This is a genomic window from Vibrio sp. 10N.222.52.B7 (assembly GCF_041474275.1).
In the GTDB taxonomy this organism is placed as follows: domain Bacteria; phylum Pseudomonadota; class Gammaproteobacteria; order Enterobacterales; family Vibrionaceae; genus Vibrio; species Vibrio crassostreae_C.
The window spans coordinates 1-25,784 of sequence record NZ_JBFRTU010000069.1 but is presented as its reverse complement, the minus strand read 5'-3'; the positions used below and the strand labels follow the sequence as shown (position 1 = coordinate 25,784).

At 44.7% G+C, this 25,784-nt stretch carries 28 protein-coding genes; 6 read left to right on the top strand and 22 right to left on the bottom strand.

The window, feature by feature from the left end:
* Positions 1–17 precede the first annotated feature (17 nt).
* Entirely contained in the window at positions 18–452 is a 435-nt protein-coding gene (gene trxC / locus AB4512_RS17165) for a thioredoxin TrxC (RefSeq protein WP_017060125.1), read from the top strand.
* A 102-nt stretch (positions 453–554) separates the two neighbouring features.
* On the opposite strand, the gene AB4512_RS17160 is transcribed toward trxC, so the two are convergent.
* Positions 555–2,234, bottom strand: a complete 1,680-nt coding sequence (locus AB4512_RS17160) for a GMC family oxidoreductase (protein WP_136978230.1) — start codon at positions 2,232–2,234, stop codon at positions 555–557.
* Positions 2,227–3,831, bottom strand: coding sequence for a long-chain fatty acid--CoA ligase (locus AB4512_RS17155; protein ID WP_372175230.1), 1,605 nt, complete (start codon positions 3,829–3,831; stop codon positions 2,227–2,229). The genes AB4512_RS17160 and AB4512_RS17155 overlap by 8 nt, the downstream gene beginning before the upstream one ends.
* Before the next feature lie 369 nt (positions 3,832–4,200).
* Between AB4512_RS17155 and AB4512_RS17150 the strand changes: the two genes are divergently transcribed.
* Positions 4,201–5,226, top strand: coding sequence for an AraC family transcriptional regulator (locus tag AB4512_RS17150; protein WP_372175229.1), 1,026 nt, complete (start codon positions 4,201–4,203; stop codon positions 5,224–5,226).
* A gap of 57 nt (positions 5,227–5,283) precedes the next feature.
* Here the strand turns inward: AB4512_RS17150 and AB4512_RS17145 are convergent, their stop codons facing one another.
* The gene (locus AB4512_RS17145) at positions 5,284–5,523 is read right to left on the bottom strand and encodes a hypothetical protein (RefSeq protein ID WP_017060129.1); all 240 of its coding nucleotides are present in this window, start codon (positions 5,521–5,523) and stop codon (positions 5,284–5,286) included.
* Here AB4512_RS17145 and AB4512_RS17140 point away from each other — a divergent pair.
* Positions 5,495–6,646 carry an MFS transporter gene (locus AB4512_RS17140; RefSeq protein WP_029235229.1) on the top strand — a complete coding sequence of 384 codons (1,152 nt, stop codon included), beginning with the start codon at positions 5,495–5,497 and terminating at the stop codon, positions 6,644–6,646. The two genes, AB4512_RS17145 and AB4512_RS17140, sit on opposite strands and share 29 nt — an antisense overlap.
* A 136-nt stretch (positions 6,647–6,782) precedes the next feature.
* On the opposite strand, the gene AB4512_RS17135 is transcribed toward AB4512_RS17140, so the two are convergent.
* Entirely contained in the window at positions 6,783–7,676 is an 894-nt protein-coding gene (locus AB4512_RS17135; RefSeq protein ID WP_136978232.1) for a helix-turn-helix domain-containing protein, read from the bottom strand.
* A gap of 50 nt (positions 7,677–7,726) precedes the next feature.
* On the opposite strand from AB4512_RS17135, the gene AB4512_RS17130 reads away from it, so the two are divergent.
* On the top strand, positions 7,727–9,124 hold the full coding sequence (locus tag AB4512_RS17130; RefSeq protein WP_372175228.1) for an MATE family efflux transporter: 1,398 nt from the start codon (positions 7,727–7,729) through the stop codon (positions 9,122–9,124).
* A 108-nt stretch (positions 9,125–9,232) separates the two neighbouring features.
* Here AB4512_RS17130 and AB4512_RS17125 read toward each other — a convergent pair whose 3' ends face one another.
* Together AB4512_RS17125 and AB4512_RS17120 are read right to left on the bottom strand one after the other, a co-directional pair.
* Positions 9,233–9,628 carry a nitrous oxide-stimulated promoter family protein gene (locus tag AB4512_RS17125; protein ID WP_372175227.1) on the bottom strand — a complete coding sequence of 132 codons (396 nt, stop codon included), beginning with the start codon at positions 9,626–9,628 and terminating at the stop codon, positions 9,233–9,235.
* Between the two features lie 3 nt (positions 9,629–9,631).
* Positions 9,632–10,147 carry a GNAT family N-acetyltransferase gene (locus AB4512_RS17120; protein WP_372175226.1) on the bottom strand — a complete coding sequence of 172 codons (516 nt, stop codon included), beginning with the start codon at positions 10,145–10,147 and terminating at the stop codon, positions 9,632–9,634.
* 97 nt (positions 10,148–10,244) lie between these two features.
* On the opposite strand from AB4512_RS17120, the gene AB4512_RS17115 reads away from it, so the two are divergent.
* Complete coding sequence (locus tag AB4512_RS17115; protein ID WP_017060973.1) at positions 10,245–10,454, top strand: DUF2986 domain-containing protein; 210 nt, start codon at positions 10,245–10,247, stop codon at positions 10,452–10,454.
* Between the two features lie 114 nt (positions 10,455–10,568).
* Here the strand turns inward: AB4512_RS17115 and AB4512_RS17110 are convergent, their stop codons facing one another.
* From AB4512_RS17110 to AB4512_RS17070, 9 genes are all read right to left on the bottom strand, one after another.
* Complete coding sequence (locus tag AB4512_RS17110) at positions 10,569–11,492, bottom strand: ABC transporter substrate-binding protein (RefSeq protein WP_372175225.1); 924 nt, start codon at positions 11,490–11,492, stop codon at positions 10,569–10,571.
* 2 nt (positions 11,493–11,494) lie between these two features.
* A complete protein-coding gene (locus AB4512_RS17105) occupies positions 11,495–12,370 on the bottom strand; it encodes a metal ABC transporter permease (RefSeq protein WP_065206162.1) in 876 nt (291 codons plus the stop codon).
* On the bottom strand, positions 12,370–13,104 hold the full coding sequence (locus AB4512_RS17100) for a metal ABC transporter ATP-binding protein (protein WP_372136568.1): 735 nt from the start codon (positions 13,102–13,104) through the stop codon (positions 12,370–12,372). Before AB4512_RS17100 ends, AB4512_RS17105 begins: the two co-directional genes overlap by 1 nt.
* The gene (locus tag AB4512_RS17095) at positions 13,104–14,039 is read right to left on the bottom strand and encodes a metal ABC transporter solute-binding protein, Zn/Mn family (RefSeq protein WP_372175224.1); all 936 of its coding nucleotides are present in this window, start codon (positions 14,037–14,039) and stop codon (positions 13,104–13,106) included. Before AB4512_RS17095 ends, AB4512_RS17100 begins: the two co-directional genes overlap by 1 nt.
* Before the next feature lie 16 nt (positions 14,040–14,055).
* The gene (locus AB4512_RS17090) at positions 14,056–14,634 is read right to left on the bottom strand and encodes a DUF6162 family protein (RefSeq protein ID WP_372175223.1); all 579 of its coding nucleotides are present in this window, start codon (positions 14,632–14,634) and stop codon (positions 14,056–14,058) included.
* Entirely contained in the window at positions 14,631–14,966 is a 336-nt protein-coding gene (locus tag AB4512_RS17085; protein WP_017062543.1) for a hypothetical protein, read from the bottom strand. The genes AB4512_RS17090 and AB4512_RS17085 overlap by 4 nt, the downstream gene beginning before the upstream one ends.
* Before the next feature lie 116 nt (positions 14,967–15,082).
* Positions 15,083–15,919, bottom strand: coding sequence for a DUF4198 domain-containing protein (locus AB4512_RS17080; protein WP_017062544.1), 837 nt, complete (start codon positions 15,917–15,919; stop codon positions 15,083–15,085).
* Between the two features lie 100 nt (positions 15,920–16,019).
* Positions 16,020–16,538 carry a DUF2271 domain-containing protein gene (locus tag AB4512_RS17075; protein WP_372175222.1) on the bottom strand — a complete coding sequence of 173 codons (519 nt, stop codon included), beginning with the start codon at positions 16,536–16,538 and terminating at the stop codon, positions 16,020–16,022.
* A 71-nt stretch (positions 16,539–16,609) separates the two neighbouring features.
* Complete coding sequence (locus AB4512_RS17070; protein WP_372175221.1) at positions 16,610–17,239, bottom strand: PepSY-associated TM helix domain-containing protein; 630 nt, start codon at positions 17,237–17,239, stop codon at positions 16,610–16,612.
* 343 nt (positions 17,240–17,582) lie between these two features.
* On the opposite strand from AB4512_RS17070, the gene AB4512_RS17065 reads away from it, so the two are divergent.
* Positions 17,583–17,903: a hypothetical protein gene (locus tag AB4512_RS17065; RefSeq protein WP_372175220.1), complete on the top strand. Its 321-nt coding sequence runs from the start codon at positions 17,583–17,585 to the stop codon at positions 17,901–17,903.
* Between the two features lie 129 nt (positions 17,904–18,032).
* On the opposite strand, the gene AB4512_RS17060 is transcribed toward AB4512_RS17065, so the two are convergent.
* The 7 genes from AB4512_RS17060 to AB4512_RS17030 all read right to left on the bottom strand — a co-directional run bounded on the left by AB4512_RS17060 (position 18,033) and on the right by AB4512_RS17030 (position 25,242).
* On the bottom strand, positions 18,033–19,211 hold the full coding sequence (locus AB4512_RS17060) for a tetratricopeptide repeat protein (protein ID WP_372164754.1): 1,179 nt from the start codon (positions 19,209–19,211) through the stop codon (positions 18,033–18,035).
* Entirely contained in the window at positions 19,208–19,828 is a 621-nt protein-coding gene (locus AB4512_RS17055) for an energy transducer TonB (RefSeq protein WP_008219721.1), read from the bottom strand. The genes AB4512_RS17060 and AB4512_RS17055 overlap by 4 nt, the downstream gene beginning before the upstream one ends.
* Before the next feature lie 19 nt (positions 19,829–19,847).
* The gene (locus AB4512_RS17050; RefSeq protein ID WP_004739212.1) at positions 19,848–20,252 is read right to left on the bottom strand and encodes a biopolymer transporter ExbD; all 405 of its coding nucleotides are present in this window, start codon (positions 20,250–20,252) and stop codon (positions 19,848–19,850) included.
* Positions 20,249–20,809 carry a MotA/TolQ/ExbB proton channel family protein gene (locus AB4512_RS17045; protein WP_010429842.1) on the bottom strand — a complete coding sequence of 187 codons (561 nt, stop codon included), beginning with the start codon at positions 20,807–20,809 and terminating at the stop codon, positions 20,249–20,251. The genes AB4512_RS17050 and AB4512_RS17045 overlap by 4 nt, the downstream gene beginning before the upstream one ends.
* Positions 20,809–22,185 carry a MotA/TolQ/ExbB proton channel family protein gene (locus AB4512_RS17040; protein ID WP_372175219.1) on the bottom strand — a complete coding sequence of 459 codons (1,377 nt, stop codon included), beginning with the start codon at positions 22,183–22,185 and terminating at the stop codon, positions 20,809–20,811. Before AB4512_RS17040 ends, AB4512_RS17045 begins: the two co-directional genes overlap by 1 nt.
* A complete protein-coding gene (locus AB4512_RS17035) occupies positions 22,185–22,952 on the bottom strand; it encodes a DUF3450 domain-containing protein (protein ID WP_102333605.1) in 768 nt (255 codons plus the stop codon). Before AB4512_RS17035 ends, AB4512_RS17040 begins: the two co-directional genes overlap by 1 nt.
* A 193-nt stretch (positions 22,953–23,145) precedes the next feature.
* On the bottom strand, positions 23,146–25,242 hold the full coding sequence (locus AB4512_RS17030) for a TonB-dependent siderophore receptor (protein WP_372175218.1): 2,097 nt from the start codon (positions 25,240–25,242) through the stop codon (positions 23,146–23,148).
* Positions 25,243–25,784 lie beyond the last annotated feature (542 nt).

Below are 25,784 nucleotides of genomic sequence, written 5' to 3'. Positions count from 1 at the left end.
AATAAAAAGAGAAAGTTATGTCTACATTCAACACACGTTGCCCTTCTTGCGGTGGCGTAAACCGAGTTCCTTCAGAAAGAATTTCAGAAAGCCCTACTTGTGGTAAGTGCAAAAACGCACTTCTAGACGGTGCACCAATCGAAGGTACGTCACTGAATTTCCAATCAATTTTGAACAGTTCACAGCCTGTCGTTGTCGATTTTTGGGCGACATGGTGCAACCCATGTGTAGGTTTCGCACCTGTGTTCAGCGATGTCGCTAAAGAGCGCGCTGGCGATGTTCGATTTGTTAAAATTGATACCGAAGCTCAACAGCAACTGGCGGCTATGTATCAAATCAGAAGCATCCCAACGGTGATGGTGTTCAAGAACGGTCAACGTGTTGATACGATTAACGGTGCACTGCCAAAAGGTCAATTTGATCAGTGGCTTAATCAAGCACTAACTAAGTAATACTATTGGTTAAGCTATTGATTTAGCATTACTTAATTCTAAGTAAGCACACAAAAATAGGTTAGAGAGTCTTACCAAATCAAGACTATCTAACCTACTGTTTTATTTATGGTTATCACTTAACTTCTTGAATAAAACTACAGCTTCGCCTTTCGCTTGAATATTAGATTCTTGCTTGCCAAACCCGTATTGCTGTTTGATTTGATCTGCGACTTTCTCAGCAATCATAATGGTTGGTGCATTGGTGTTTGCCCCAATCAGTGTCGGCATCACAGAAGCATCAATGACTCTCAAATTATCCAATCCATAAACTTTGAGATCTTTATCTACCACAGCTAAAGAATCGCTACTAGGTCCCATTTTACAGGTCCCGATCGGGTGATACTGAGTGTCTGCACGATTGCGAATATCTTGCTCGATAGCCTTGTCATCACTGGCGTCCACAGGGTAGAAAGCATTGCCTCGGATATCATCAAACGCGGAACTCTCTAACATTTGATACTGCTTCTTCCAGCCCTTAATCATGATCTCCATGTCTTCAGGATGACTGAAAAACGCAGGATCGATCTTAGGCGGATCATAGGGATCATTACTATTGAGCGTTACGGTGCCGTAGCTCTTCGGTCGCAATAAGGTGACATGAGAGGTAAAGCCATGACTGGTATGAATTTTTCTAGCATGGTCATCTACAACAGCGACCACAAATACAAACTCTAAATCAGGTACAGCGATATGATCTTCGGAACAGAGAAAGCCTATTCCCTCTGCAAAATTACTGCTCATTTTACCGCGGCGTTCTTTGTGCCATAGTGGTAAGGCTTTGGTCATTTCAGAGGCCATTTGCAGCGAGATACCAAAAGTTTCACGCTTTTCACTGCATTTATACGAATGTACTAAGTCGATATGATCTTGAAGGTTCTTGCCCACTCCAGGTAATTCATGAACCTGTTCGATTCCATGTGTCTCTAGTTCAGTTTGAGCACCGACACCAGACAGTAACAGCAATTGGGGAGAACCAAACGCGCCAGCGGAAAGAATCACTTCTTTGTTGCATCGTATCTGATAACGCTTTCCGCTAGAACCATATTCAACACCAATCGCCTTCTTGCCTTCAAACAAAACCTTATGTGTGGTGGCTTTAGTCACGACCGTGAGATTCGATCGTGAAAGGTTTGGCGTTAAGTAAGCCTTGGCAGCACTGCATCGTTCACCATTCAGCTGTGTTACCTGCGTCGGCATCGCCCCAAACTGAGCAGCGCCGTTAATATCCTCATTACGAGGTACACCTATCGATTCACACGCCGTTAAATAACGTTCCAACATAGGGCTTGGCGATCTAAGATTGGCCACATTAAGAGGACCACCTTGGCCATGGAACTCATCTTGGTGGACTTCGTTGTTTTCTGCTTTCTTAAAGTAAGGCAAACAGGATTCATAGTTCCAGCCAGCATTGCCCAAGCTTTCCCATCTATCGTAGTCATAGCGATGTCCACGAGCGTACATCATGGCATTGATAGAGCTAGAACCGCCAAGTGTCTTACCTCTAGGCTGATAGCCTTTACGACCGTTCAAACCCGGCTGTTCAACCGTTTCGAATGCCCAATTATTGAGTTTGGTTGGCATCATCGCCACCACGCCAACGGGTGTGTGAATGAATGGGCTGGTGTCTTTACCACCCGCTTCTAACAAGCAAACCATCACATCAGGATCTTCCGACAGCCGAGAAGCCATCACACACCCAGCTGAACCACCGCCAACAATAATAAAATCATAACTATCCATTTGCCATCTCCGCTATTTCTAGTGGGTGTAACTCACGCTTCAAGATTTTTCCGGTTGCTGTCATGGGTAAGGCTTTACGAATGAATACCTTACGCGGGTATTTGTAGTCGGCGAGTTGCTCACGACACCATGCTATCAAGGCGGCACTATCACATTGCGTATGTTCGTGAAGAACCACATGCGCGTGGATCTCCTCGCCTAAATGTTCATGATGCTCGCCTACCACCGCGACCATTTCGACATCGGGGTGACACATCAACACTTCTTCGACTTCACGTGGATAAACGTTGTACCCACCACGAATAATCATGTCTTTAACACGGTCAACAATGAACAAATTGCCATGCTCATCGACGCGACCGATATCTCCCGTTAAGAACCAACCATCACGAATAGATTCAGCTGTCGCCTCTGGCCTTTGATAATAGCCTTTCATCACACTTGGGCTTTTAATGCAGACTTCGCCGAGTTCACCCAGAGCGACAGAGTTGCCTTGTATATCAGTAATCTTGATGAGGTGGCCGCATAAAGGCTGACCGACACTACCCGATAAACGATCGCCATCAATATGATTAAAGGTCGCAACCGGCGCCGTTTCCGAGAGCCCATAACCTTCTAAGACTGGTAATTCAAAACGAGATTCAAACTGTCGTATAACCTCAAGCGGCATAGAAGCACCGCCAGAAACACCTAACCTCAAGCTGTGTTTAACCTGTTCAGAGCGTTTGCTTGTGTTTTCTAAACTATCAGAAGACTCTTCTCCCGCCTTTAATAGCGCGATATACATAGTAGGAACACCCGCAAACACGCTGACTTTATGGCTAATGATCTGTTCAATAACCAATGACGGTTCAAAACGAGGAATCAACACCATGGTGGACCCTGTTAGCACACTCGCGTTCATCATCACCGTCTGACCGAAGCTATGGAATAAAGGCAGTGTAGCCATTGTGGTGTCGCTGTACTCCAATCTCATTAGATACTGTGACGACATCGCATTGGTTTGCATGTTGGTGTGGGAAAGCTCAGCCCCTTTTGGTTGACCCGTCGTGCCAGAGGTATAAAGGATCACAGCGGTATCATCGCCATGACAAGCCACAGACTCAAAAGGAGTAAAAGGTTGTGCCAACCAATCAGCGATTGATTCATGCTCCTCATTACTTTCTAAAGTAGTGTCTGTGTTTGTTGGGATAGGCATCTCGACAAAGTGTTCACAGTGGTTTGCCTGCTCAAAACCTTGTAAACCATAGCGACCAATGGGAAGCTCTTCACTGCCGTCAAAACATAAATAGGCCTTCGCGTTAGAGTCATTAAGGTGATAAGCGATCTCTCTGGCCTTGAATAGCACGTTCAAAGGCACGACTACACAACCCGCTTTTAGAATCCCGTAATAGGCTATCGGAAAGTAAGTCACGTTCGGGCATGACAACGCTACCTTATCTCCGTTCTGCAACCCAAGTCTTTTCAAGTTAGCAGCCACGTTTCCAGAAAGTTGTTCTAACTGAGAAAAACTCATTTCATCCGATCCCATACGCAGAGCGGCTTTAGTTGGAAAAAGCGAAGCGCTACGCTCCAAATTAACAGCAAGATTGTGCATCCATGATCTCCTTGTGCGGCTTAGACCTGTTTGTGACGGTCACCGTAGACGTTCTAATCGTTGTAATAAGTCTCTTTCTTGTCATCACGAGCCTACACATTGGTGTGTCATGTAGATAAGAGTCGTTATTGAGCAAAATGTTTGAGACGCTCCAATGTGCAGCCCAATAAATTACAACATTTCGATAACATTTCGAACAGGTTTCAAAAAGACAAAAACCGGTGATATTCGGACACAGCCCGCGCTAGCACAATAAAACCTTGCACACATAAACCAAAATTTGGAACAAGCTTGCGAAAGTGAGAACAAGCAACAGGCGTAAATGTTAAAAGTTCGGTTAAGATATCGATATTCAACAAGAGGCAGCTTATGGAATACACCGCAGTTTACGAACCCGACATGCAAGCATTCGGCATTCTGGATCTTCAGTTGCTGCATCGTTACCTGTCGCCTGTTCTCAGTATCGAAGAGTTGCTCGAAGGAAGTAACATCGATGCTCTCCAACTCAACACACCCGATACACACATCACTTTGGCGCAAAAGCTTGCTGTGTTCAGTAATGCGTTAGCGAATTCCAACGAAGACGGATTGGGGCTTAAAGTTGGCCAACAAGCGAGGTTCAGCGATTTCGGCGTGCTCGGTTATGCGGTGTTTAGTAGCGAAACACTACTCGATGCCTTTTTAATCGGGTTCAAGTATCTGCAACTTGCTGGCCCTGTCCTCAGGAAAACCATGTCTGTAGAAGACAACATTGGTTACTTTCGCGCAGAGCAACTTATCGAACTCGATTCTTTACTGCCCTTTTGTTGTGAATACTGGTTCGCGGCGATACACAGTTTGTGCGAAGAGGTCTTGCAGCAGCCCTTTCCTTCTCAAGTGATCCGCTTCCCCTATCCAAAACCTGAATACGGCGATCTATACACAGAGATTTTCCGCTGCCCGGTTGAATTCAATAGTGACCGGCTTGAATGGGAGTTCGACGCAACCACCTTGTATTCATCTCTTCCTACCGCCAACCCCATCACTTTACAGATGTGCTTAAAATCGTGTGATGACATGTTGGCAAAAGTCAGTGCACCCAGTAGCCTCAAAGAGAAAGTCTCTCAGATGCTGATTGAAAGGCCAAGATGTTACCCTTCTATAGAATCCATTTCTTCAGAACTGGGCATGTCTTCTCGAACTCTGCGTCGTCACCTGAAAGCAGCGGATACGAGCTATCAGAAGATACTGGACCATGTTCGCTTTCACCTTTCCCGGCACTACCTTTCTTCAACTCGAATGAGTATTGAAGAGATATCTGAACGAGTTGGCTTTTCTGATAGCGCTAACTTTCGTCATGCCTTTCGTAAGTGGAGTGGTAACTCGCCACGTCAATACCGTAAAGAAACGGTCTAACACTTAAAATCCCACTCAATCCAAATCATAAAAAGACAATCACGCTGCAATCTTTTTCTAAATTAAACCACCAATGAACAACGGCTTAACGACTTTTTGCCCGCATAAAATCTCGCCAAACCACCAAATATCGCAACCGTATTTTAGTTTAGTTGGTCGATAAATTTCTTTTATCTTAACGACCATTTTTATTTGTTTTACCCAATTCAGTTTCTCCCCCATAGTCGCGGAAAATTCATCGTTTCTTTTACTATCAGAGGCTCCTGCATTGGACAACATCCAACCAACAACTCGCATAACTGTTCCTGTTATTGCATTGTCTTTTTACGCGATCGCTTCAGGCTACTTAATGAGTTCATTACCATTAATGCTGTCTGAGTATGGCTTAGACAAAGATCTATCGAGTTGGTTGGCGAGTGCATTCTATGCAGGTCTACTGGCTGGTACATTATTGATTGAACGTGCCATTGCGCGTGTTGGCCACAAAGATGCGTTCGTCATCGCATTGAGTGTGTTCATCGCAACGATCCTTGTATTGCCATTGATCCCACACCAAGCAGTATGGCTACTAGCTCGCTTTGTGGCTGGTGTGGCGGTTGCAGGTATCTTCGTGATTGTAGAGTCTTGGCTAATGAGCGGCGACGAGTCACAACGCGCAAAACGTCTCGCTATCTACATGTGTTCACTGTACGGCGGTTCTGCAGTTGGTCAGCTTGGTATCGGTTACCTAGGTATTACTGGTGGCGTACCTTTCATCGCAATGTTCACCCTTCTGTTTGGTGCGATCATTGTGCTGATGTACGGACAAGCAACTCCACCACAGATCCACGATGCGCAATCTTTGTCTTTAAAGCAGATCAGCAAATTAAGCCACAGCGCGCTAATTGGCTGCATTGTTTCCGGATTAACGCTAGGTGCGATTTACGGCTTGATGCCAGTTGAACTTGCTCAACGTAACATTGCACACGAAGACATTGGTGGTTTGATGGCTTTGGTTATCATGGGTGGTATGGCTGTACAGCCGATGGTGACTTGGTTATCTCACCACGTAGGACAAGTGTTATTAATGGCTTTGTTCTGCCTGCTAGGGGTTGCAAGCATTGGTGTGCTGACTATCAATCACGATTTCTACGTGTTAGGTATGAGCTTGTTCGTATTAGGCATGGCCACATTTGCGCTATACCCAATCGCGATTAACTTAGGTTGCCGTAACCTTGACCCAAGCTATTTGGTGTCAGTGACTCAAATCATGCTACTTTGCTACAGCATCGGTTCTGTTGCGGGACCAATCGTTGCAGACAGCTTTATGGATTCACAAGCAGGATTGTTCACTTACCTGTTCGCGTCTCTACTTGCTACAACGATCTACATGTTGATTGCTAGCCTAAAGCGCTCTCACCTACAGATTGCAGGCGAGTAAGCTTAAATAGACAGACACTAGATGCGTGTCATTAGGGCTCCGAGTTCAGACTTTATGTCTAAGCGAAGGGCCCTTTTCAACTCATGCCTATATGTAACCTTCTTCTCCCACACTTCTCATTTCATCGTGCAAGATGCTAACCGCGACCTCGATGGCTTTTACGGTATTGGCTTGGTGATAAACCGAAATGCTTTTTGAAACGATGCGAAAAGTTATAAGGATCTTTGTAGCCTAAGCGATTAGCAATCATAGAAACTGACCAATCTTGATATTTCAGTAGACTGGTGGCTTTGTCCATGCGTAATTGAATCAATTTACTGCGTGGTGAGAGGTTGAATAGCGTCTTGGTGACTCTATTGAGTTGCTCTTCACTGATGAACACTCTTTCAGCCATCCCTGCCACTGTCCATGGCTGATGCAGACTACTTTCAATTTCGTTATAGAGCGCTTGAACACGTGCAGTGGTGCTGGTCGACTTAGGCTCAAACCCCGTCAATGTTCGGATAATTTCACTCAAGAGTAACTTACGGTAACTGGCTCTACCGCCTATCTCAAAGTAAACCAAGTTCATTAATGACCAGATCTGCTCACACTCTCCAAAAGGCACAACCCCCTGACCTAAACTTGCAATGTGCTGCCACTGCTTGGTGTCAGGCGTCAACATCCACGCCATTTTCCAATAATTATATTGAGGATCGAGTTCAAAACGAAATGGGGTTTCAGCAGGAAGCACCACGAGTGTATAAGGCGTAATCGCTTTGACCGATGCTGCGGTTGTTAGAATCCCGCCACCTTCCATAGTGAAAATCAACGTATGAACATTAACAGATTCGCGCTCAACCCAGTAGCCATCATATAGCTTCGCCATGCCGCCCATATAGACACCAAAGCTTTTCATCTCTGGAATATCTTCAACGGTCAAAAAACGTTCTTTACACTGTTCAGCGAGAAAAACATCATCATGCCAAGTTGATTTTGGTCTCATTGAATCAATGACGGATTTGCACAGGTTTTGTTGTTTTTTAAACATGTTGTTACTTCGCTCAAATCACTATAGTTCTGCCATAAATCGGAGAACTTATGACAACTAACATCAACCCTAACTCATCTATGAATAACAAGCCAGAGAGCATCTTACCTCGTATCGTTAAACTTGGTTTGCCTGTTGCTTTGCAAAGTGCGCTTGTCGCTATTCTTGCCCTTGCTGACGTATTAATGGTCAGTGATTATGGTATGGAAGCAGCTGCGGCTGTGGGAATTGCATCAAAATGGCACTTCGTTGCTATTATGATTATGGCAGGGTTGGCCTCAGCAAATGGAACATTAGTCGCTCAATACTGGGGAAAGAATGACCGAAAAAGCGCGCGAACAGTATCATCTATCGCGATGGTGTTTGGCTTAAAAGTTCTGTTGCCTGTTACTGCAATCATCACTCTTGGTTCTCAGTTTTTAATGATGTTGCAAACCAGCGATCAAACCGTGATTGAACTTGGCGCGACTTACCTATGGTATGGCTTCCCCGTTCTACTGCTGACTCACATTGTGGTCGTGGTAGAAGCAAGCATGCGCTCATCAGGTGACACCGTAACCCCGCTGCTATTAGGCGCGGTGACCATTGCACTCAACATTGCGCTTAACTTCGTTCTAATCAAAGGTGCCTTTGGTATTCCCGCTATGGGCGTAGCAGGTGCAGCACTAGCGACGACACTCGCTCGCGCAATTCAAGTCGGCTTGATGTATAGCTACATGCGCATGCGTAAACATTGGTTGTTAACCACGCCTAGCTCACCACATCGTCCATCATTGTGGATATCTTACCGTCGTATTGCTTTGCCACTAACGATGAATGCCGTGTTATGGGCAATGGGTACTATGGCATACCAAATGATCTTCGGTCACATGGGCACAACGGAACTTGCTGTGTTCTCTATGCTCGCGCCTTTTGAGTCGCTGTGTTACTCGATATTCTTTGGTATTTCTGTAGCGTGTTCCGTGTTGCTTGGTCACTCACTCGGTCGTGATGAGTTTGATGACGCTATGAGTATGGGTCTGACGTTCATCAAAGCCGTGGTTGGTTTTGGTGCGGTTGTAGGCTTGCTATTGTTTATGGGTAAAGAGCACGTTCTGTCATGGCTAAACCTGACCAAAGACGCTTTATACCCGCTTGCTTCACCTGCGATGATGATCATGTGCTTTGCGGTCGTGATTCGCATGCTCAACATGGTGATCATTAACGGTATTATTCGTGCTGGTGGTGATAATGCGTTCTGCCTTCGCATGGATTTCATCGCGATGTGGATGGTGGGCATTCCAGTATGTGTTTACGGCGCGTTTGTCGCTGAATGGGACTTTAAATACATCTATGGTCTAATGTTGGTAGAAGAAGTCGTGAAATTGACCATCTGTTCACACCGTTACTTGAGCCGACGCTGGATCAACAACCTAACGGTGACCTACGAAGAGCCTCAAGCGGCGTAAGTTTCAGTTACCTGGCTATATTCAAACTTAGATAAAACGTATCTACATAAAAAAGGTCTGAGAAATCAGACCTTTTGCATTTCTTTAGAAATTACTTTAAAGCGCCACTTACTTCTTGTTCATTCGGATATGGCGGTTCGACACATTCGACAACGGCTTTTCAGGCACTTTCCGTTTCTCATGAATCAGATGTCGAATCGCTAATATCGGATGCTTAAGTAGCATTCTTGGCCCGGCATAGCGCATCACCAATCGCATTTGCTCTTTCGGGTCTGGTTTATAGCAATGAATCGGACACTTATTACAGGTCGGTTTTGCTTCGCCATAAGGACATCTATCCAGTCGTGTTTCGGCGTAACGCAACAGTTGCTCACACTCCTCACATAACGCGTTATTCTGACGAACTTCACCGTGGTGATCTTTGCAATAGATGTGCACCATCGCAATAACGGTTTTGTACTCCGTTGCGAGCTCACCTTGTAGAATATTGCTATGTTGGAACATGTTTTAATTACCTAATGAGAAACCGTACAGGTTGAGATTAACGCTTTCGCTTATCACATCTTCAACTCGCTCGAACACAAAGCCTAACTTAGTCAGTAGTTTGATACTTCGAATGTTATCAGAGGTAGTGATGGCAACTAAATGATCGATATCAGCATTCTGCTTAGCTTGTTCAATTATCGCCTCCGCGGCTTCTTGGGCAAAGCCTTGACCATAAAACTCAGGAGCAAACCCGTAGCCAATATCATGCGACGCTAAGGTGTCTCTTTTTATTAATCCGCAGATACCAATTGGCGTTGAAGTTTCTTTGATTTCAACCATCAACAAACAGACACCCTTCTCTTCATGCATCTTAAGAATGTTGTTTTCAATGTACTCGACAGCCTTTTCAGTGTCGTTGATTTCCTTATCACCAATGTAACGCAGGAAATCTTCTGAGCTGTATAGTCGTTGAATAAACGCCGCATCTTGAGGTGTGATCATTCTTAATCTTAAACGTTCGGTCTCGACTGACTGCATAGTGATATTTTCCTTGCTGAATACCATGTAAATATTGAGTTCTAGAGCTAAAATGATTATCCTCCACCGCCTAAACTAAATACAAGGCTATGCAGCAATGAACCGTAAGAAAAAAATCAATCAAATTCTAAAAAAGAAGCAGAAACAGGCGAATTCTAAACTGCATAGTAGCAACAAGCCTCGCTACATCTCTAAAGCTGACCGTGCAAAAATGGAAGCTGAAGAACAAGCGAAAGCAGCTCAAGAGCAAGCTGAAGGTTCAGTAGAAGCAACTGTTGAAGCTGAAGAGACAAAAGCTGCAGAGTAAGTTTATACTCGCAGTCCTCTTGTCTGACACTCTTTTCAGAGCCAACAGACAAGAACAAAAAAGCAGCCTCAAATTGGGCTGCTTTTTTGATCCTACCATTTTTAATCGCGCTGGTTAGCCTTTGAATGGCTGCACTTCCCAACGGGCAAACGGTGCTTTTGCGTTGATTCCCGCTCTGCCCCAACGATCAACAGAATCCACTACCAAGATACGCTCATTCGGTACCAATGATTTAATCAAGTTGCTTGGCTTTTTCGCTGTAACTAACCATAGAGCATCATCTTCCGAAAACATCTCTTTAAGCTTGGCTTTGTCCTGCTCTGTCCATTCCAGTTCAGCTTTGAACATGCGTTCTTCAACAAACAGTTGGCTGCCAGAGGCGAAATCTTCCAAGCTTTCTGAAAGCAACAATACTGAATCTACGTCATTGTCGAGCAATACTGCTTGCTGCTTGTTGATCAGTTCACGAACATCCAACATCACACGTTGTAAGTTGCTATCAATCGTTTCAGCTTGCGCAGGCCACAACAACTTAAAGTCGTCAGCCACAATCGCCGCCATACGTGTTAAGTTGGTCGGGTTTAACCATGCGTATTTAGACACATCACCATTCGACAATGTAAGCGCAGCAACGCCTTGTGCACGCGGTGTAATCGCTTGAGCGGCATCAACCTCAACCAAACGGATATTGCCTTGTCTTGCGTAGACAAAGGTAGGATCCGCTTGCCAGATCGATGATAGTGTTACCGCAACGGTCGCCTTTTCACCCGATTGAAGCACTTTACTCGCACCCTTGGTACCAAACCAATTCGGCAGACGATCAATACCGTAACGCTTGGGTGGCAGGTATTCAGTCGTAATGTCCGTGCCTTTGGTTAGCTCTGTCGCCAATGCATAAGTCACAGGTGTACTGGTTAGGATGTCTTCTGCATTCACGTTCAAAGACATCACAGAACCAGCCATTAACACACTACCCAGCACACTCACTTGAGCCGCTGCTTTTACTGAGCTAGCGATACGATTCATTAAACAAGTCATGATTACGCCTTTCTTACAATTCGGTATAGCGTTGCTGCTAGGAAAAACGTTGCAGAAACGATGATGATTGACGCGCCCGATGGCACTGGCAGTTTGAGCTCCATAGGCAATACTGTTCCAACCAAACACGCGATGGTCGCGAGTAATGCCGACAGCAGTACAAAGCTCCCCATACGTTTAGTCAACAATCGAGCTGTCGCACCTGGAATCAGCAATAACGCACCCACTAAAACCGCGCCCACGATCTTTACGGCTGCAATTGTCACTAAGGTGATCATCATGACAAACAAGTAATCGTAAAAGCTGGTGTTGTAACCGCGAACCTTCGCAATATCAGGGCTGATACAAGTCAAGAGAATGCGGTTGAACGTCGGTATCAAGAGCAAGATGATGATCGCGCAGCTACCTGCAAGAATCGCTAAGTCTTGGTCTGTTACCGTAAGAATCGAGCCAAACAGTACATTTTCAAGCATGTGGATGTTGATCTTACGAGCAACGTACATCAGTAATGCCGCGCCGACCGCTAGTGCTAGCGCTAGAAATACACCAACTAAGGTATCGTATGGTACGTTGGTTCTGTTTCTTACAAAGTGAAGAAGCAGAGCGAAGATCATACAGAAGCTAAACAGGCCAATGATTGGGTTTTCTGGTGGTTCGCCAAGCAAAACGCCAATGGCGATACCGGTTAACGCTGCATGACCAACTGCCTCAGAGAAGAAAGCTAAACGCTTGGCAATCACCAAGGTACCAAGACCACCTAACAGAGGGCCAAGCAATAACGCTGCAACAAGAGCATTGACCATGAAGGCATACATGAAGCTGTCTGATAACCAGCCCGCTTCAACACCACTAATGGCAAGTTGTCGTAACCAATCCATTACGCAACCTCCTGAGATTTAGTCATGGCAGAGCCACTGCTGTAGTGCTGGAATAGGCTCTCTATTTTACTTGGGTGTAAGACTTCTTCGTGTGGTCCACTATCAACCAAGAATCGATTCACAACATGTACGTTCGCTTCGAGTCGACGCACTGCCGTGACATCGTGGTGTACCGCAAGGATCGTACGACCTTCACTAACACATTCACGAATTAACGATTCAAGATAACGAACGCCCTGCTCGTCCATACCGGTCGTTGGTTCATCCAACACCAGTAGGCTTGGGTTATCCAACAATGCTTGGGCAAACAACACACGTTGCTGCTCACCACCGGATAACTGCCCCATGCGGCGGTCGCTACGTGTCGCCATACCAACGCGATCTAACTGCGCGAGAGCAAAATCCAGCTGCTTAGATTTACGACGCCAAAACAACGGTATTCGCGTTTGATTGAGCAGTACGAAGTCCATTACCGTCAAAGGTAAGCTCGACTCGAACGTCGCTTTTTGAGGTACGTAACCAATACTCGGCTTTTCTGGCCAGTGGATATTGATTTGACCAGAGAAAGGCGTAAGGCCAAGCACAGAGCGCAATAATGAAGTTTTACCGCCGCCGTTTGGCCCCATGATCACATGACATTCACCCGCTTTAAGTTCGAGCGAGATATCATCAAGAATTACGTTGTTATCGTATTGCAGACCGAGTTTATTAATTGAGATTGATGGACCTAACATTATGCGTTCCCGCTTTTAGCTTGGTTCGCCGCCGCAAATTTCATAGCTTCGATTAACGTCTCTAGGTTCTTCTTCATCTCAACTTCGACTTTATCGTCTTCATATTCGCCGTGCGTCATGTGAGAAAAACGGTAAAGCTGAACGCCTGTTTCCGCTTCAATGGTGTCAACAAAACGGTTTGGCATGTTTAGCTCGTAGAACAGAACATCAATGCCTGATGCGCGGATCTTCTCGATCGTCTCTTGCAATTGGCTAGCACTTGGCTCAACACCGTGTGCAGGCTCGATGACTGCTGCGACATCCACACCAAACTCTTGAAGGATGTAGCCATAAGCATTATGTGTAGTCGCGACCTTCATACCTGATGTATCGAGTTCGCCCAGTGACAGCATCGCGTCACGCTTCATAAAGCGGAATTGCTTAGCGTACTTACGCGCATTCTTGCGATAAAACGCAGCGTTGTCTGGGTCGAGCTTAGACACTTCACTAGCGATGGTGTAAACCTTTTGAATCGTTGTTGAAAGCCCAACAAAGGTATGCGGGTTAACGGCACCTTGACCAACAGACTGACCAAGTGCAGGAAGGAGAGGCACTTCTTTATTTGCTTCGATCACCACTAAGTCATCACGTTGCGCGGCTGAAATCACTTTAAGCGCGAAGTCATCGTGACCAATACCGTTTACTACGATTGCATCCATCTGGCTCAATCGCTTTAAATCATTGGGTTGTGGTAAGTAGTTATGTGGGTTGAAACCTGCGTCAACCAAAGGAAGAATGTTCACTTTGTCTCCTACAACTGCTTTCACGTAGCTGTAGTAAGGCTGAAGTGTGATACCAATCGTCAGCTTGCCGCTATCGATCTCGTATTCTTTTGCCAATGCATTGGGTGCCATGAACACCGCTAATAACGACATGAACAGAGTCATAATTCGCATAGTAATTCTCTTATTATTAGTGAGCATCGCTTTCATGATGCTGTTCAATTTCTGATTCGTTCACGACCATTTTCCAACCAGTAGACTCAAGCGTGTGTTGGTCAAAAGTTGCTGGCTGTTTCGCTACGCCACCCAAGAAGATCCAGATCTCAGGAGAAACGCTGTTCGCGTTCAAAATAAAGGAATCCGCAGAACCATGATCGGTTGGCGTAGCTTGTTCACTTGGAGCAGAGAAATAGTAACCACGCTCATCCAGTACCCAAGCATGAGAACCTTTGCGCTTCCAACTCTGATCTTCTACAAACGGGGCAACCCATTCATCTTTAAGTGACGCAACACTCGGCCATTCACCTTCGGAGTCCATACGAAGGTCACGGATTTCTTCATGCGCTAAACGCAGCTCTGATAGCATCGCCAAGTTTTCTTGTTCAACATCAGTCACTAGAATTTGATGATCAAGCACTGCTTTAACGTGGGATTCAGCCTGATGAAATGGGATAGCAACGCTTGCAAAGCAAAGGATGAACACAATGATCAGTCCTACCCATTTGCCCTCTCTGCCGCCCGTATCAGCACGTACGCTTTGAATCATCATTTTTCACTGATCTCTACAACATCAACTTCAACTGGAAACTCATGACCTGAATCGAACACAAGGTAGAACTCAGTGTCAGGATGTGGGAATTCAACGATAGAACGTTTATCTGTCATCTCTTTTGCAATCAAGTTGTCTTCGTAATCGTACATCTCAACTGCGTAATCAATCGCTTTGCTGCCATCCGAATAACCCGCTTCACAAGCAACAGTCTTACCTTCAAACCAGCAGCTCATCAGTGGAAAGTGTGCTTGCGCAGGTAATGCAGCGAAACCAAGTCCCAATGCTAAGCAAGGAGTCATTAAAGCGTTAAGTTTTGTTTTTATTGTCATGGTTCGTACCCTAGCCACAGTGCAAATTCTCAGAAGTAAACTGAGCGATAAAGGGCTCAAATGAGCCCTTAAGTTTTTTTGATTCTTAATCAGGGATCTAGCCCCGATATCACAGACTATTGAAGCAGCGCTTCGAACGTTAGGTGAACGTTCGCGCTTGCTTTGTCTGCCAGTGGGTTGTCAATCAACTCACCTTTGTAGTTCGCTTTCATTACGTAACGACCTGCTACGTCTGGAGTAAACGTGATTTCACCGTTCTCATCACTCACCACATCAATCTGCTCTTGGTGGTTGCGGTAAAGCGTACCTTCACGAGTAATCTCCGCTTTCACGTCTTTCTGGATTTCACCGTTGTAGAAGAACTGGAATGTCACAGGTTCGCCTTCAACGATATCTGAAGGGTGTGTCACAGGCTTCATTTCTAGAAGCTTGCCTTCAATTTTGAACACTGAATCCGTTGGCTTACCTACCGTGATGTAGCTTTCTGCACGAGTGAAGCTGATCTGCGTTACCACGTCACGTGATTTTTCAGGTAGAACTGAGTCACGCTCAGCTTTGTTTGCTTTAATCCACTTCACCGTGTCACGGCGACCCGCTTTGTATTGCGTGTAGTAAGACGGCTGGTTGTTGATCGCCACTTTGTGTGTACCTTCTTCTTCAAAATAGAAGTCGAAGATTGAACGACGCTTGCCACGAATCACAAAGTTAGGACGCTCGCTGCGGCCATCTGGCATGATGACATGAGCATTTTCGCTGCCAGCAGGCTTATCAAAAACAAACGTGCCGTGAGACGCAGTAACATCGAACGTTAGCCAATCACCACCTTCTTTCGATACGGTAAAGTGTGATGGCAAAATCCAGCGTGGGTGAGCTTGTGCCGTTGTCGTTGCTGCTAGGCCGAATGCCATCACACCCGCTAGAGCAAGTGCTTTGATTTTTGTCTGTTTCATCATGTTCAATTCCATTATTTATAATTGTTAGCCGTGTTGCTCTATCTGAGCCTACGATGACCACTGTCTATTCTGTTCAGCTTGGTTTTACTGTTCGCACTTACTATTTAGCGATGTAGTTCAGGGTGATTTCACCCGTCTCTTCCGTTGCTTTTAATTCGTAAGATACGTTTGAATCTGTGAGTGATACTTTTTGGCGAAGGTAGTTACGGCCACCATGTTCACGAACCACTTCGATATGAACCGTGTACTCGCCTTGTTCTAGTGCTTGGCCATCATCACTCTTACCATCCCAAGCGAAACGGTACTTGCCAGCTGGACGCGTTGCGGATGTCACAGCGTCAACAAGATCACGATCGTAACGGCCAACCTTTCTCCACCAGCTGCGTAGATCTTTCAGCCATTCATCTTTACCGACCCAAAGTTCAATGGTTTTCACTGACTTTCGTTCGCTGTTCTCTACCCACACCGCCACATAGGGACGCGCATACATAGAGGTATCAATCTTTGGAAGCTCGAAGCTCACATCAAGTTTTGCCGTATCAGGAGTCGCTTGTGCCATACCTAGGCTTGGCAAAAGAGATAAAGCAAGAAGCGCCTTGCCCCAGTTCATTTTTTTCATTTTTAACAACCTTTTAAATCCGTTTAACCTTAAGTTCGCTCTTCAATCCGATTCATCAATCGAATCAAGCGTTAAGGCACGGCGATAAAATAGATAACCAATGAGATTGCAGACCCAAACACCGTCCATTTGATGGAAGTATTAAGCGTCTTTTTCTTAGGTAACAGTAAGCACACGCCAGTAAGCACAAAGAAGATCATCAATAGCGCAGTGATATCGATAAACCATTTCCATACTTCACCGCTGTTACGACCTTTATGCAGATCGTTCAACAATGCGATAACGCCGTAATTAGTGGTTTCGACTTCTACAAACTCAGACGTAACGTCAACAAAAACGGAAGCGTTGTAGCCGGGTCCTTTGAAGTCCATAGATACCTCACCGATGAGCAACTCACCATCTTCAATCTCTGCATAGATGTCCAAACCAGAAGGAACGCCGGAGAGGTTGGCTTCTTCGAACAGAAACGTTTCAAAGGCTGTCTCGTCAGCTTTTAAACGTCCGTCTTGAACCGTAAATAAACTTGTAGGAAGCGTTAGCGTAGAGCGTTGGATATTGGGTTGGCTTGATTCAAATAACTCAGGTCGGTTCAGGGTGATACCGGTTACTGAGAAAAAAAGAACCACGAACAGAAGCGCCATAGAAATATAAACATGAAGTCGACGAGCCCATGACTGAACCGCCCTACTTTTTAACGACATACAAACCAATACCTATAAATTTTATGGCGACAATTTAGTTGATAATCATTCGTATTGGCATTCAATTTACATTGTTTACGTTTGCCGAGTGGCGTAAGGAAATTTACATAACATTACATGGGAAGTAATCGAACTGTATGCATATTCTTGCTAACGTGTACTAAAGGGATTTGATTCGTTTTATTAGAGGTTATTGATAACAGGGTCAAAGCTCAAAAAAGCTCAATCTCAACATGCTTGATTGAGATGGGTTTAAGGTAACAGTCGTAGCTTTAAGGATAGAAAGTTGGGACTATTTGATCACTGGTTTGATGATAGCTAATGAAGCTTAAAAGGATTTGAAATGCGTATTTTTGTTTTGGCTTTTGCTGCGCTAGTGACAGCGTGCACCAGCCAAATAATCAGCACGGAAGAACATATTCAAGAATACATCGGTTCAGACATAACCGATGTACAAAAACGTTATCTCACCGAACGGTCACGCCCTATCAGTTTTTGGGCGTCTCGAAACTATGCTTGGATTGAAACCAAGAAACCGTTAGACAATGGTTATACAGTACACGCATTCAAAAACCCTTATCGTGACTGCACCATTAATTGGGTTGCTGATACCAGCGGCGTGATTCAAAGTGCTACGTCCAGCGGCACGATGTGCGAGCCTTAACTGCCGCATTGGAACGATAAAGTTCAAAAAGCTTTAACCGCCAAAATTAAAAAGGGTGTCATTTGAACCATCAAATGACACCCTTTTCTCTATATTACTTTCTCTTGTCTTCTGTTGTGCTATTCGCAGTTAGACGTTGCCGTTATCACTCACTGTTCTTAGCTGAGTCAGATATTTAATCCAACCTTTTGCCTCAGAAGAAGGCTCAATGTTGTTCGCACGTTTCGCTTGAGCAAGAGCATTATCAAGATTCTTTAGCTTGTACCATGAACGTACTTTCGCTAAAGCAACATCAGCTTGCTTGTTCTTGTCTTTCACTTTATCCAAAACAACCAGAGCACGATCGTAGTAACCTTGCTGAACCAGTAATTGAGCCACATTCCAATGATATTGCGTGTCCTTTTTAGACGCTAACGTCCATACTTCAATAGCACTGTCCCACTCTTTCGCTAACTGCCAGTAGGTTGCTTGCTCAGCCAGAAGTTGAACATCGCTGTTCGCATCATCTAACTTACTAATTTCTTGTGCTGCGCGCTCTGGAATGCCACGTTTCGCGTAAAGCTGCGCTAACAAGCGGCGATCTGAGTTCTTCAGCTCAACACCTTGTAGATCAGCCAGTGCTAACGTGTTCAATGCATCACGATTACGATCTAACCTAAGTTGAATACCAACCAGTTGACGCCACCAGTTATCTTTCTCGGGTTGAAGTTCAATCAAGCTTTCCAGTGTAGGAATCGACTGTTTCCACTGCTTTAACTGAAGCTGTGCGCCCAGTTTTAGCGATAGAGGTGATAACTCTGGTTTTGAATTGAACTTGTCGTGATTACCGATGGCCACTAGGACTTTCGACCAGTTTTCAATTTGGTATTCAGCTTGTGCAATTCGCATCCAAAGCGTGTCTTTCTTTTCCTTTTCAGGCGCTGTTTTCACTAACTCGTAGTAGTGCGGAAGCGCGTTTTTAAACTGCTGATCGTTCAACAACAAATCAGCCAGCATACGCTTCGTTATCCAAGCTTGCTCATCGACTAACAAATTCGTATCGACGGCATAAGTGAGCTGCTTAATCGCCGCGTCAGTTTTGCCATCTTGCCAGTAAAACACACCCAACATACGAGCTACGTATGCTTTGTCGTAACCTTTAGAAAGCTCCAAGCCTGCGAGTACATCAATCGCCTGTTTAACCTGTTCATCTTGAGCAAGCTTATGCGCCTTTTGAACACGAATGGCAGTATATTGAGATAGCTCTTGCGCTTGTGTTGTAAGGGGCATTAACAACAAGCCCACTAATATCCATATCTGTTTCATCATTTTGCCAACTTAAACTCTAGTTTCACGGTTTGACCAACCTGAGCTATCGCTTTTCCATCGACGACTTTCGGTTGATATTTCCATTTTTTAAGTGCTCTCATCGCTTCACGTTCAAACATACGACGTGGGTTTGCGTCAGTGACTTGAATGTCAATTGGACGTCCCGTTTCATCGATAGTAAAAGACATAATCACATGGCCTTCAGCTCCACGCTTAAGCGCTTTCGCTGGATAACGAGGCTCTACTCGATACAAAGGCATTGCTTGTTGGTTTGACCCAAAATCAGAGAATGTCGGTGCGTTAATCGCTAAGCCATCAATGGATGTGTTCAAATCCAATGAAGGCAAAGAAGACATCGAATTCAGAGGCGTAACTTCAGCTTGTGACTGAGACGTTTGCGCTTCCGGTGGCGGCTCTGGCATTTCTGGTTTTTCAGGGACTGCGCGTTGTCTTCTTTGAACTTCTTGTTCTTGTTCCACCATTACCATGTTGAAACTTAACGTCTCGCTATCGTCTGGTGAACGTTGGTGGCCATTATCGACCATCCAAGCCATGAAAGAAAACAGCGCTAAGCCCAACGCGCCCGCTAGCGGTAAAGCAAGAAATAGGCGAATCATTTATGAAGATCCTCCAAGATCATCGCTTATCAGCAGCAAGCGCAATGTTTTTAACACCTGCACCTTTCGCGGCATCCATCACTTTAACAACAGTACCGTTGTAAGCGTGTTCATCCGCTTGAATAACCAAAGAAGCATCAGGTTGTTCTAGCAACAAGTGCTCTAACGTCGCTTGGACACGTTCAACATCTACGACACGCTTGTCGATGAAAATGTCGTTTGCAGAAGTAATCGCAACAAAGATGCCTGCATCCTTTTGGCTTACTACGTTAGAAGCTTGTGGGCGATTGACTTCCACCCCTGACTCACGAACAAATGAACTGGTCACAATAAAGAAAATAAGCATGATAAAGACAATATCAAGCATCGAAGTAAGGTCTATTTGAGCCTCTTCGTTTTTAGAATGACGTCGACCGAGTCTCATCGTTGACTCCTTAAAGATTTTTCTAATTTCAATTCTAAGCGGTTACATACTTTCGCTAAGCGAGCGTGAACGAACATGCCCGCTAACGCTGCAACCATGCCTGCCATGGTTGGCAGTGTTGCTAACGAGATACCTGAAGCCATCAATTTAGGGTCACTGCTGCCTTGTGTCGCCATAACATCAAAAACAGAGATCATACCGGTTACAGTGCCTAGCAAGCCCAACATCGGGCAAATAGCGACTAACAGCTTAATAAAATTCAAGTTTTGGTTAAGCAAGATACTCGCTTGCCCTAACCAACCTTCACGAATGGCTTTGGCATGCCAAGAAGAGTGATCTTCTCTTTCATGCCATTTCGCTATCCAAGCTTGGCGTTGCTTAGGAAAGTAGAACGCAAGATAAAGCACACGTTCTACCACAAGCACCCAATACACTAGGACGACAGCCGCTAGCCACCACAGGACGAAACCGCCCTGCTCCATAAAGCTTGATAAAGACAGCAGCCAGTCACTCGTTAACCAACTCGCTGGTAATAGAGAACCCGACAAAATATCCATTACGCAGCAGTCCCAACTGGTGAAACAACAGCGTTTGATTCAACGGTCTTTTCAGCCTGCTCAGCAACAAGACCAATACCTTGCTTCTCAAGAATATTGCGAATGTTTTCTGCTTGAGTGCTAAGAATGTTGTGTGCCAGTAGAAGAGGCATTGCCGCAACCAGACCAAGTACCGTAGTTACAAGCGCCATCGAGATACCACCCGCCATAACTTTAGGGTCGCCATTACCAAACTGAGTGATCACTTGGAATGTTTCGATCATGCCGGTTACTGTACCTAAAAGGCCCAACATTGGTGCTAGTGCCGCCAATAGCTTAAGCATCGATAGACCTTTCTCTAGGTGAGTCTGCTCATCAACTACCGCTTCTAAAAGTCGCAACTCTAACGCTTCAACCGTTTGGTTTTGTTCCTTGTTGTACATCGCAAGAACACGACCTAGTGGGTTATCACCCGCTTGCTCAGGGTTCTTAAGTTGCGCGCGAATTTTCTGGCGTGCGATAGCAAGAGAGACACCACGAACTAATGCGATGATTAGACCAATAGCTAGTAGGCCAAGAATCACTTTACCAACCACACCACCCGCTTGTAGACGGTCAGTTAAACTTGGCGTAAGTGCTAATTGCTCTAGCATAAACCCGCGAGAAGGATCGACAACCACGTTAGATACTTCACCATTCGCTAACGAAGAAAGTGACGCTAACGTTGGACCATTTTGTGGTTGCTTAAGGTAAGCGATCGCATCTTCACGCTGAGTGTTCCAGTTAACATAGCCTTGCTCTGTCACAAGACCAATCGAACCTAGTCGGTAAGCGTCAACCTTGTTTGTATTGCCTTCACCATTAATGAATGCAATTTGAGATTTGCTAAGCTCAGAGCTCGCTTGGATCTGTTCAACCATGCTCATCCACAAACCGGTCAGCTGTGGCATTGAAGGCAGTGATTTAGCATCAATGATTTGATCAACAGTTGCAGTGTGTTCAGCACGATCAACACTATTCACGGTTGAGCTAAGCTCTGCGCCGAGTTCTTTTGCGTTTTGACGAACGACACCGAACAGCTCGCCTAAGCTACCGGTTTCTAAACGCAGCTTCTCTTCTAAGCGAGCAAGCTTGTTTTCGTTATCACTGAACGTTTGAGTCAGAACATCTGTCGCACCTTGGATAGACGTACGCTTCGCTTCAAGCTGAGCTTTGATCGCTTTCAGTTCTTGTTCTGTCTTTTTGAAATCAGCTTCACGCACTACGTTGTGAGAAGCTTGAGTACGGTTTTCTGATTTTGCTTTGTTAACGAGCTGAGCCGTTGAGTCTGAAGCTGAGAAAGCAGAAAATGAAAGTGATGTAATGCAAAGCAATGCTGCTAATGATTTTAAGTTCATTACTTAACCTCCGCAACAATTAAAGAAACAGGTAAAGTAATCAAGCTTGGGGCAGCTTGTTGGCCAGCAATATCGTACGCTTTATCTAGCTCAGACTTCATAGAAGAATCAAGTTCTTGCCATTGAGCTTCTGTTTGATTCCAAGCCCAGTATTGGCTGCCATTTAGGTTACGAGCAACTAAAGAGATACGACCTAAGTGCAGAACATCTGCCTCGATTGTTTTATCACTCGCCAATGCGACACGACCTTGGTAAACACCCAACTTAATGCCGTAGTCCATCTCGATTTGGTATGCCTCTAGGATACGGCGGTATTTCTCAGCGTCACTTACGTCAGCACGAGTCATCATTGCTTGTAGCTTTTCTACTCTTTCTAGACGCTGTTCTTTCTTAATCGGCACGTCTTTCTCTACCAACTGTTCAAGACCATCGATCATTTGATACATCAATGGCACAACACCTTGGCGTGTGTATTTGATTTCTTCGATCTGCTCTTCAATGCTTTGAGCTTCTTGGTTTTGGCTCTCAACTAATGCAGCAAGGTGATCGTGATAGATTTCTAGGTTTTTAACTTCTTCTTGCAGACGCTCAATCTCAGCTTGCAGCATTAAAGTCGCTTGTGAGCTTTTATCAATAACCTTTTGGCTCGAAGCCGACGCGTTATTGGTCTTGTTTTGAATTGATTGAGCTTGATCCAAGCTGTTTGCCATAGAAGACGTTGCAACCAAACTGATGGCAAGCGCTAGGCTAGTTTTTAAAAGATTCATAATTGTAGTCATTTACTATAGAAGAAGGTCAAATACATTTTATTGATAAATACTATTATTGATAAGCAGTCTCATTATCATTAAAAGTCACTCACATTACTAGGGATATTTTACGAAATAGCAGAATCACGAAAGGGGAAAGTAGAAACCCTCCCCTTAATATTTAGGCTAACAATAGTACCCTACTAACAAATTAGTATTTTACCTGTAACGTTGCCATGTAGTTACGGCCTTCGCCGATTACTACGTCTTCAGCAAATTGGTGGTTTGAAGATGTTGAACCGCCACCCGCTAGGTATTCTTTATCAAATACGTTCTCGACTGTTAGACGCGCTACGAAATCAAGAGAATCGTCGTACTTAAGCGTGTATGCAGCACCCATATCTACACGTGCGTAGCCGTCTTTCTTGAATGTGTTCGCGCTATCGCCGTAACGAGAACCTTCGTAGATAAGACCCAGGTTCACATCAACTTCGTTTGTTGCTGCATAGGTAGACCAAACGCTTGCTGCAAACTCAGGTACGTCTACTGGACGGTTACCTTCATATGTTTCATGGTTCGTGATTTCAGCATCTAAGTACATTGCAGAACCAGACATTGAGAAGCGCTCTGAAATAAAGCCTTGTGCGGCTAGCTCAGCACCACGGTGAACTTGTTCGCCACCTTGTGTCTTCGTCCAATCGCCTGATGAAGTGTCTTCTACATCCATTGAAATGTTTTCTTGGGTAATATCGAATACCGCACCAGAAACGAATAGACGTTCGTCCATCAGTTCCCACTTAGTACCGACTTCGTAAGACACGCCCGTTGCTGCGTCAAGAAGTTCGCCATCGTTGGTGTAGTTGCGGCTTCCGCTAGACACAACACCTTGTGGTTCGAAACTTTCAGAGTAAGAAGCGTAGATACTACCGTTTGATGCTGGGTGGTAAATCAGGCCAAGCTTAGGCGCTACATTTTCTTCTGCTACGCCATCACTTACTTTACGGTCGAAACGAGCACCCGCAAGAACTTGCCATTCATCATTAATAGTAATCAAATCTTGGATGTAGAAGCCCCAAGTATCGTAAGTACTCATCTTACCTAGCGATGTTGGACCCACTGACGGCGCTGGTACTGTTGCATCTGGTGCGTATTCAGCGCTGCTGAAGCGATCCATACCACGGTAATAGCTGTAGCCTAACCAGTTAGCACCGAATAATAGTTGGTGCTCTGTGCCCGCAAGATCAGCGGTTGTTGTTAGATCAACGTAAGCCGTTCTGAAACGCCATTTATCATGACGGTAGTTACCGCCTTGAGTCACGGTGCCCGTACCATCAGGATTCATATTTGAAAAGCTTGGGTAGCTTTCCATATCAATACGTTCGAAATCTTGGTAGTTGAAACCTGTTTTTAATGACCATGTATCAGTCAGGTTAGCAGCAATATCAAAACCAACGTTCTCAACATCATTCTCGATCTGTGACCACTGTGCATCCCAGATGTGCTTGTCGCTACCTACTCGGTTGCCGTCTAGCGTGTATAAAGCGCCAGAATCTACGCTACCTTCGTCGTTAGTTTTGTCGTAATGAACAGAAACTGTCACGTCTTCAGTTACATCGTAATCAACGAATACACCACCAACAAAACGTTCTGTTTGTGGTTCAGTTCCGTCACCATAAGTTCTCCAAGAGCCGTAGCTTTCTTTAGATAGAATCGCGCGACCACGTAGAGTTTCAGCGTCGTTCAAAGCGCCACTTACGTCTACCGTTGTACGAGAATGGTCATTAGAACCAATATCTTGGCTAACACTTACTTGCGTATCGTAAGTTGGTTTTTTGCTTACCATGTTGATCAAACCACCTGGTGCAGAAATACCGTAAAGAAGACCAGAAGGCCCTTTAAGTACTTCAACACGCTCTAGCAGTTCAATTGGTTGACGGTAGTGAGACCAATGTTGCTGGCCATTTTTAAGGAAGCCCGAAGAGCTTTCTACCGAGAAACCACGTAGAGAGAAACGTTCACGGTTACGACTTGTACCGCCAGCACTTACACTCGCGTCATTCTTAAGCACGTCACCAAGCGTTGTTGCACGCTGTTCATCGATGATTTGCTCATCGATTACTGAAACTTGTCCCGGAGTCTCTAATTGAGTCGCCTCCATGCGCATTGCTGTTGTGTTCGTGTCGGCTTTATAACCGTAGTCACGACCTTCAACAACCATATGCTCGTCTGTTTTTACTGTTTCTGCCAATACTGCTGGTGAAGCTAATACTGCGCCGATCACTAAAGCCAATGGGCTCTTTGAAAACATGTCCTTTACTCCGCTTTTATTCTTTTAGACGAACACTTTGTTATTTATTCGATGTGTTCGCTGAACCGTTGCCGGTACCACTGAATTATTTCGGGAGTGAATATAAGTGATAACTATTACCATTTGCATTAAATTTACATTCTTTGCATTCGTAAAGTTTTGTAAAGGCCTGTCGGTGAGTCATATTTGAGGAGTTCAACAAAACCATTCAATACAAATAGTTAAGGCTCATGGACGTAAATCGACTGGTTATCTTCACCGAATTTTTTGAAACAACGGTATTTGTTCAGTCAATTGAAGACGTGAAGATTGATAAGAAAATCATCTCTTCTTATTTACTACCTTTGAAACGACAAATTTATGTATAAAACCCTCGATGGATGTAAATTAATAGTGAATTATTTTGTTTTTATTTGTTTAATTTACACAATTATCAGTGATTTTGATCACATCTATAATTCCAAACTCATTTTTTGTTTTTCGAATTGATTATCCGACTGCTAATCTCCTGCTCACTTTGAAAAGGTATCAAAGTTATAAAT

Excerpts from the sequence above, each read along its gene's own strand:
- AB4512_RS17050 (WP_004739212.1), bottom strand. The coding sequence starts at position 20,252 with ATGAGACTCGGTCGACGTCATTCTAAAAACGAAGAGGCTCAAATAGAC.
- AB4512_RS17130 (WP_372175228.1), top strand. The coding sequence starts at position 7,727 with ATGACAACTAACATCAACCCTAACTCATCTATGAATAACAAGCCAGAG.
- AB4512_RS17085 (WP_017062543.1), bottom strand. The coding sequence starts at position 14,966 with ATGACAATAAAAACAAAACTTAACGCTTTAATGACTCCTTGCTTAGCA.
- AB4512_RS17100 (WP_372136568.1), bottom strand. The coding sequence starts at position 13,104 with ATGTTAGGTCCATCAATCTCAATTAATAAACTCGGTCTGCAATACGAT.
- AB4512_RS17065 (WP_372175220.1), top strand. The coding sequence starts at position 17,583 with ATGCGTATTTTTGTTTTGGCTTTTGCTGCGCTAGTGACAGCGTGCACC.
- AB4512_RS17150 (WP_372175229.1), top strand. The coding sequence starts at position 4,201 with ATGGAATACACCGCAGTTTACGAACCCGACATGCAAGCATTCGGCATT.
- AB4512_RS17110 (WP_372175225.1), bottom strand. The coding sequence starts at position 11,492 with ATGACTTGTTTAATGAATCGTATCGCTAGCTCAGTAAAAGCAGCGGCT.
- AB4512_RS17055 (WP_008219721.1), bottom strand. The coding sequence starts at position 19,828 with ATGATTCGCCTATTTCTTGCTTTACCGCTAGCGGGCGCGTTGGGCTTA.
- AB4512_RS17040 (WP_372175219.1), bottom strand. The coding sequence starts at position 22,185 with ATGAACTTAAAATCATTAGCAGCATTGCTTTGCATTACATCACTTTCA.
- AB4512_RS17115 (WP_017060973.1), top strand. The coding sequence starts at position 10,245 with ATGAACCGTAAGAAAAAAATCAATCAAATTCTAAAAAAGAAGCAGAAA.
- AB4512_RS17045 (WP_010429842.1), bottom strand. The coding sequence starts at position 20,809 with ATGGATATTTTGTCGGGTTCTCTATTACCAGCGAGTTGGTTAACGAGT.
- AB4512_RS17135 (WP_136978232.1), bottom strand. The coding sequence starts at position 7,676 with ATGTTTAAAAAACAACAAAACCTGTGCAAATCCGTCATTGATTCAATG.
- AB4512_RS17035 (WP_102333605.1), bottom strand. The coding sequence starts at position 22,952 with ATGAATCTTTTAAAAACTAGCCTAGCGCTTGCCATCAGTTTGGTTGCA.
- AB4512_RS17105 (WP_065206162.1), bottom strand. The coding sequence starts at position 12,370 with ATGGATTGGTTACGACAACTTGCCATTAGTGGTGTTGAAGCGGGCTGG.
- AB4512_RS17060 (WP_372164754.1), bottom strand. The coding sequence starts at position 19,211 with ATGATGAAACAGATATGGATATTAGTGGGCTTGTTGTTAATGCCCCTT.
- AB4512_RS17145 (WP_017060129.1), bottom strand. The coding sequence starts at position 5,523 with ATGCGAGTTGTTGGTTGGATGTTGTCCAATGCAGGAGCCTCTGATAGT.
- AB4512_RS17125 (WP_372175227.1), bottom strand. The coding sequence starts at position 9,628 with ATGTTCCAACATAGCAATATTCTACAAGGTGAGCTCGCAACGGAGTAC.
- AB4512_RS17080 (WP_017062544.1), bottom strand. The coding sequence starts at position 15,919 with ATGATGAAACAGACAAAAATCAAAGCACTTGCTCTAGCGGGTGTGATG.
- AB4512_RS17160 (WP_136978230.1), bottom strand. The coding sequence starts at position 2,234 with ATGGATAGTTATGATTTTATTATTGTTGGCGGTGGTTCAGCTGGGTGT.
- AB4512_RS17030 (WP_372175218.1), bottom strand. The coding sequence starts at position 25,242 with ATGTTTTCAAAGAGCCCATTGGCTTTAGTGATCGGCGCAGTATTAGCT.
- AB4512_RS17075 (WP_372175222.1), bottom strand. The coding sequence starts at position 16,538 with ATGAAAAAAATGAACTGGGGCAAGGCGCTTCTTGCTTTATCTCTTTTG.
- AB4512_RS17095 (WP_372175224.1), bottom strand. The coding sequence starts at position 14,039 with ATGCGAATTATGACTCTGTTCATGTCGTTATTAGCGGTGTTCATGGCA.
- AB4512_RS17155 (WP_372175230.1), bottom strand. The coding sequence starts at position 3,831 with ATGCACAATCTTGCTGTTAATTTGGAGCGTAGCGCTTCGCTTTTTCCA.
- AB4512_RS17120 (WP_372175226.1), bottom strand. The coding sequence starts at position 10,147 with ATGCAGTCAGTCGAGACCGAACGTTTAAGATTAAGAATGATCACACCT.
- AB4512_RS17090 (WP_372175223.1), bottom strand. The coding sequence starts at position 14,634 with ATGATGATTCAAAGCGTACGTGCTGATACGGGCGGCAGAGAGGGCAAA.
- AB4512_RS17070 (WP_372175221.1), bottom strand. The coding sequence starts at position 17,239 with ATGTCGTTAAAAAGTAGGGCGGTTCAGTCATGGGCTCGTCGACTTCAT.
- trxC (WP_017060125.1), top strand. The coding sequence starts at position 18 with ATGTCTACATTCAACACACGTTGCCCTTCTTGCGGTGGCGTAAACCGA.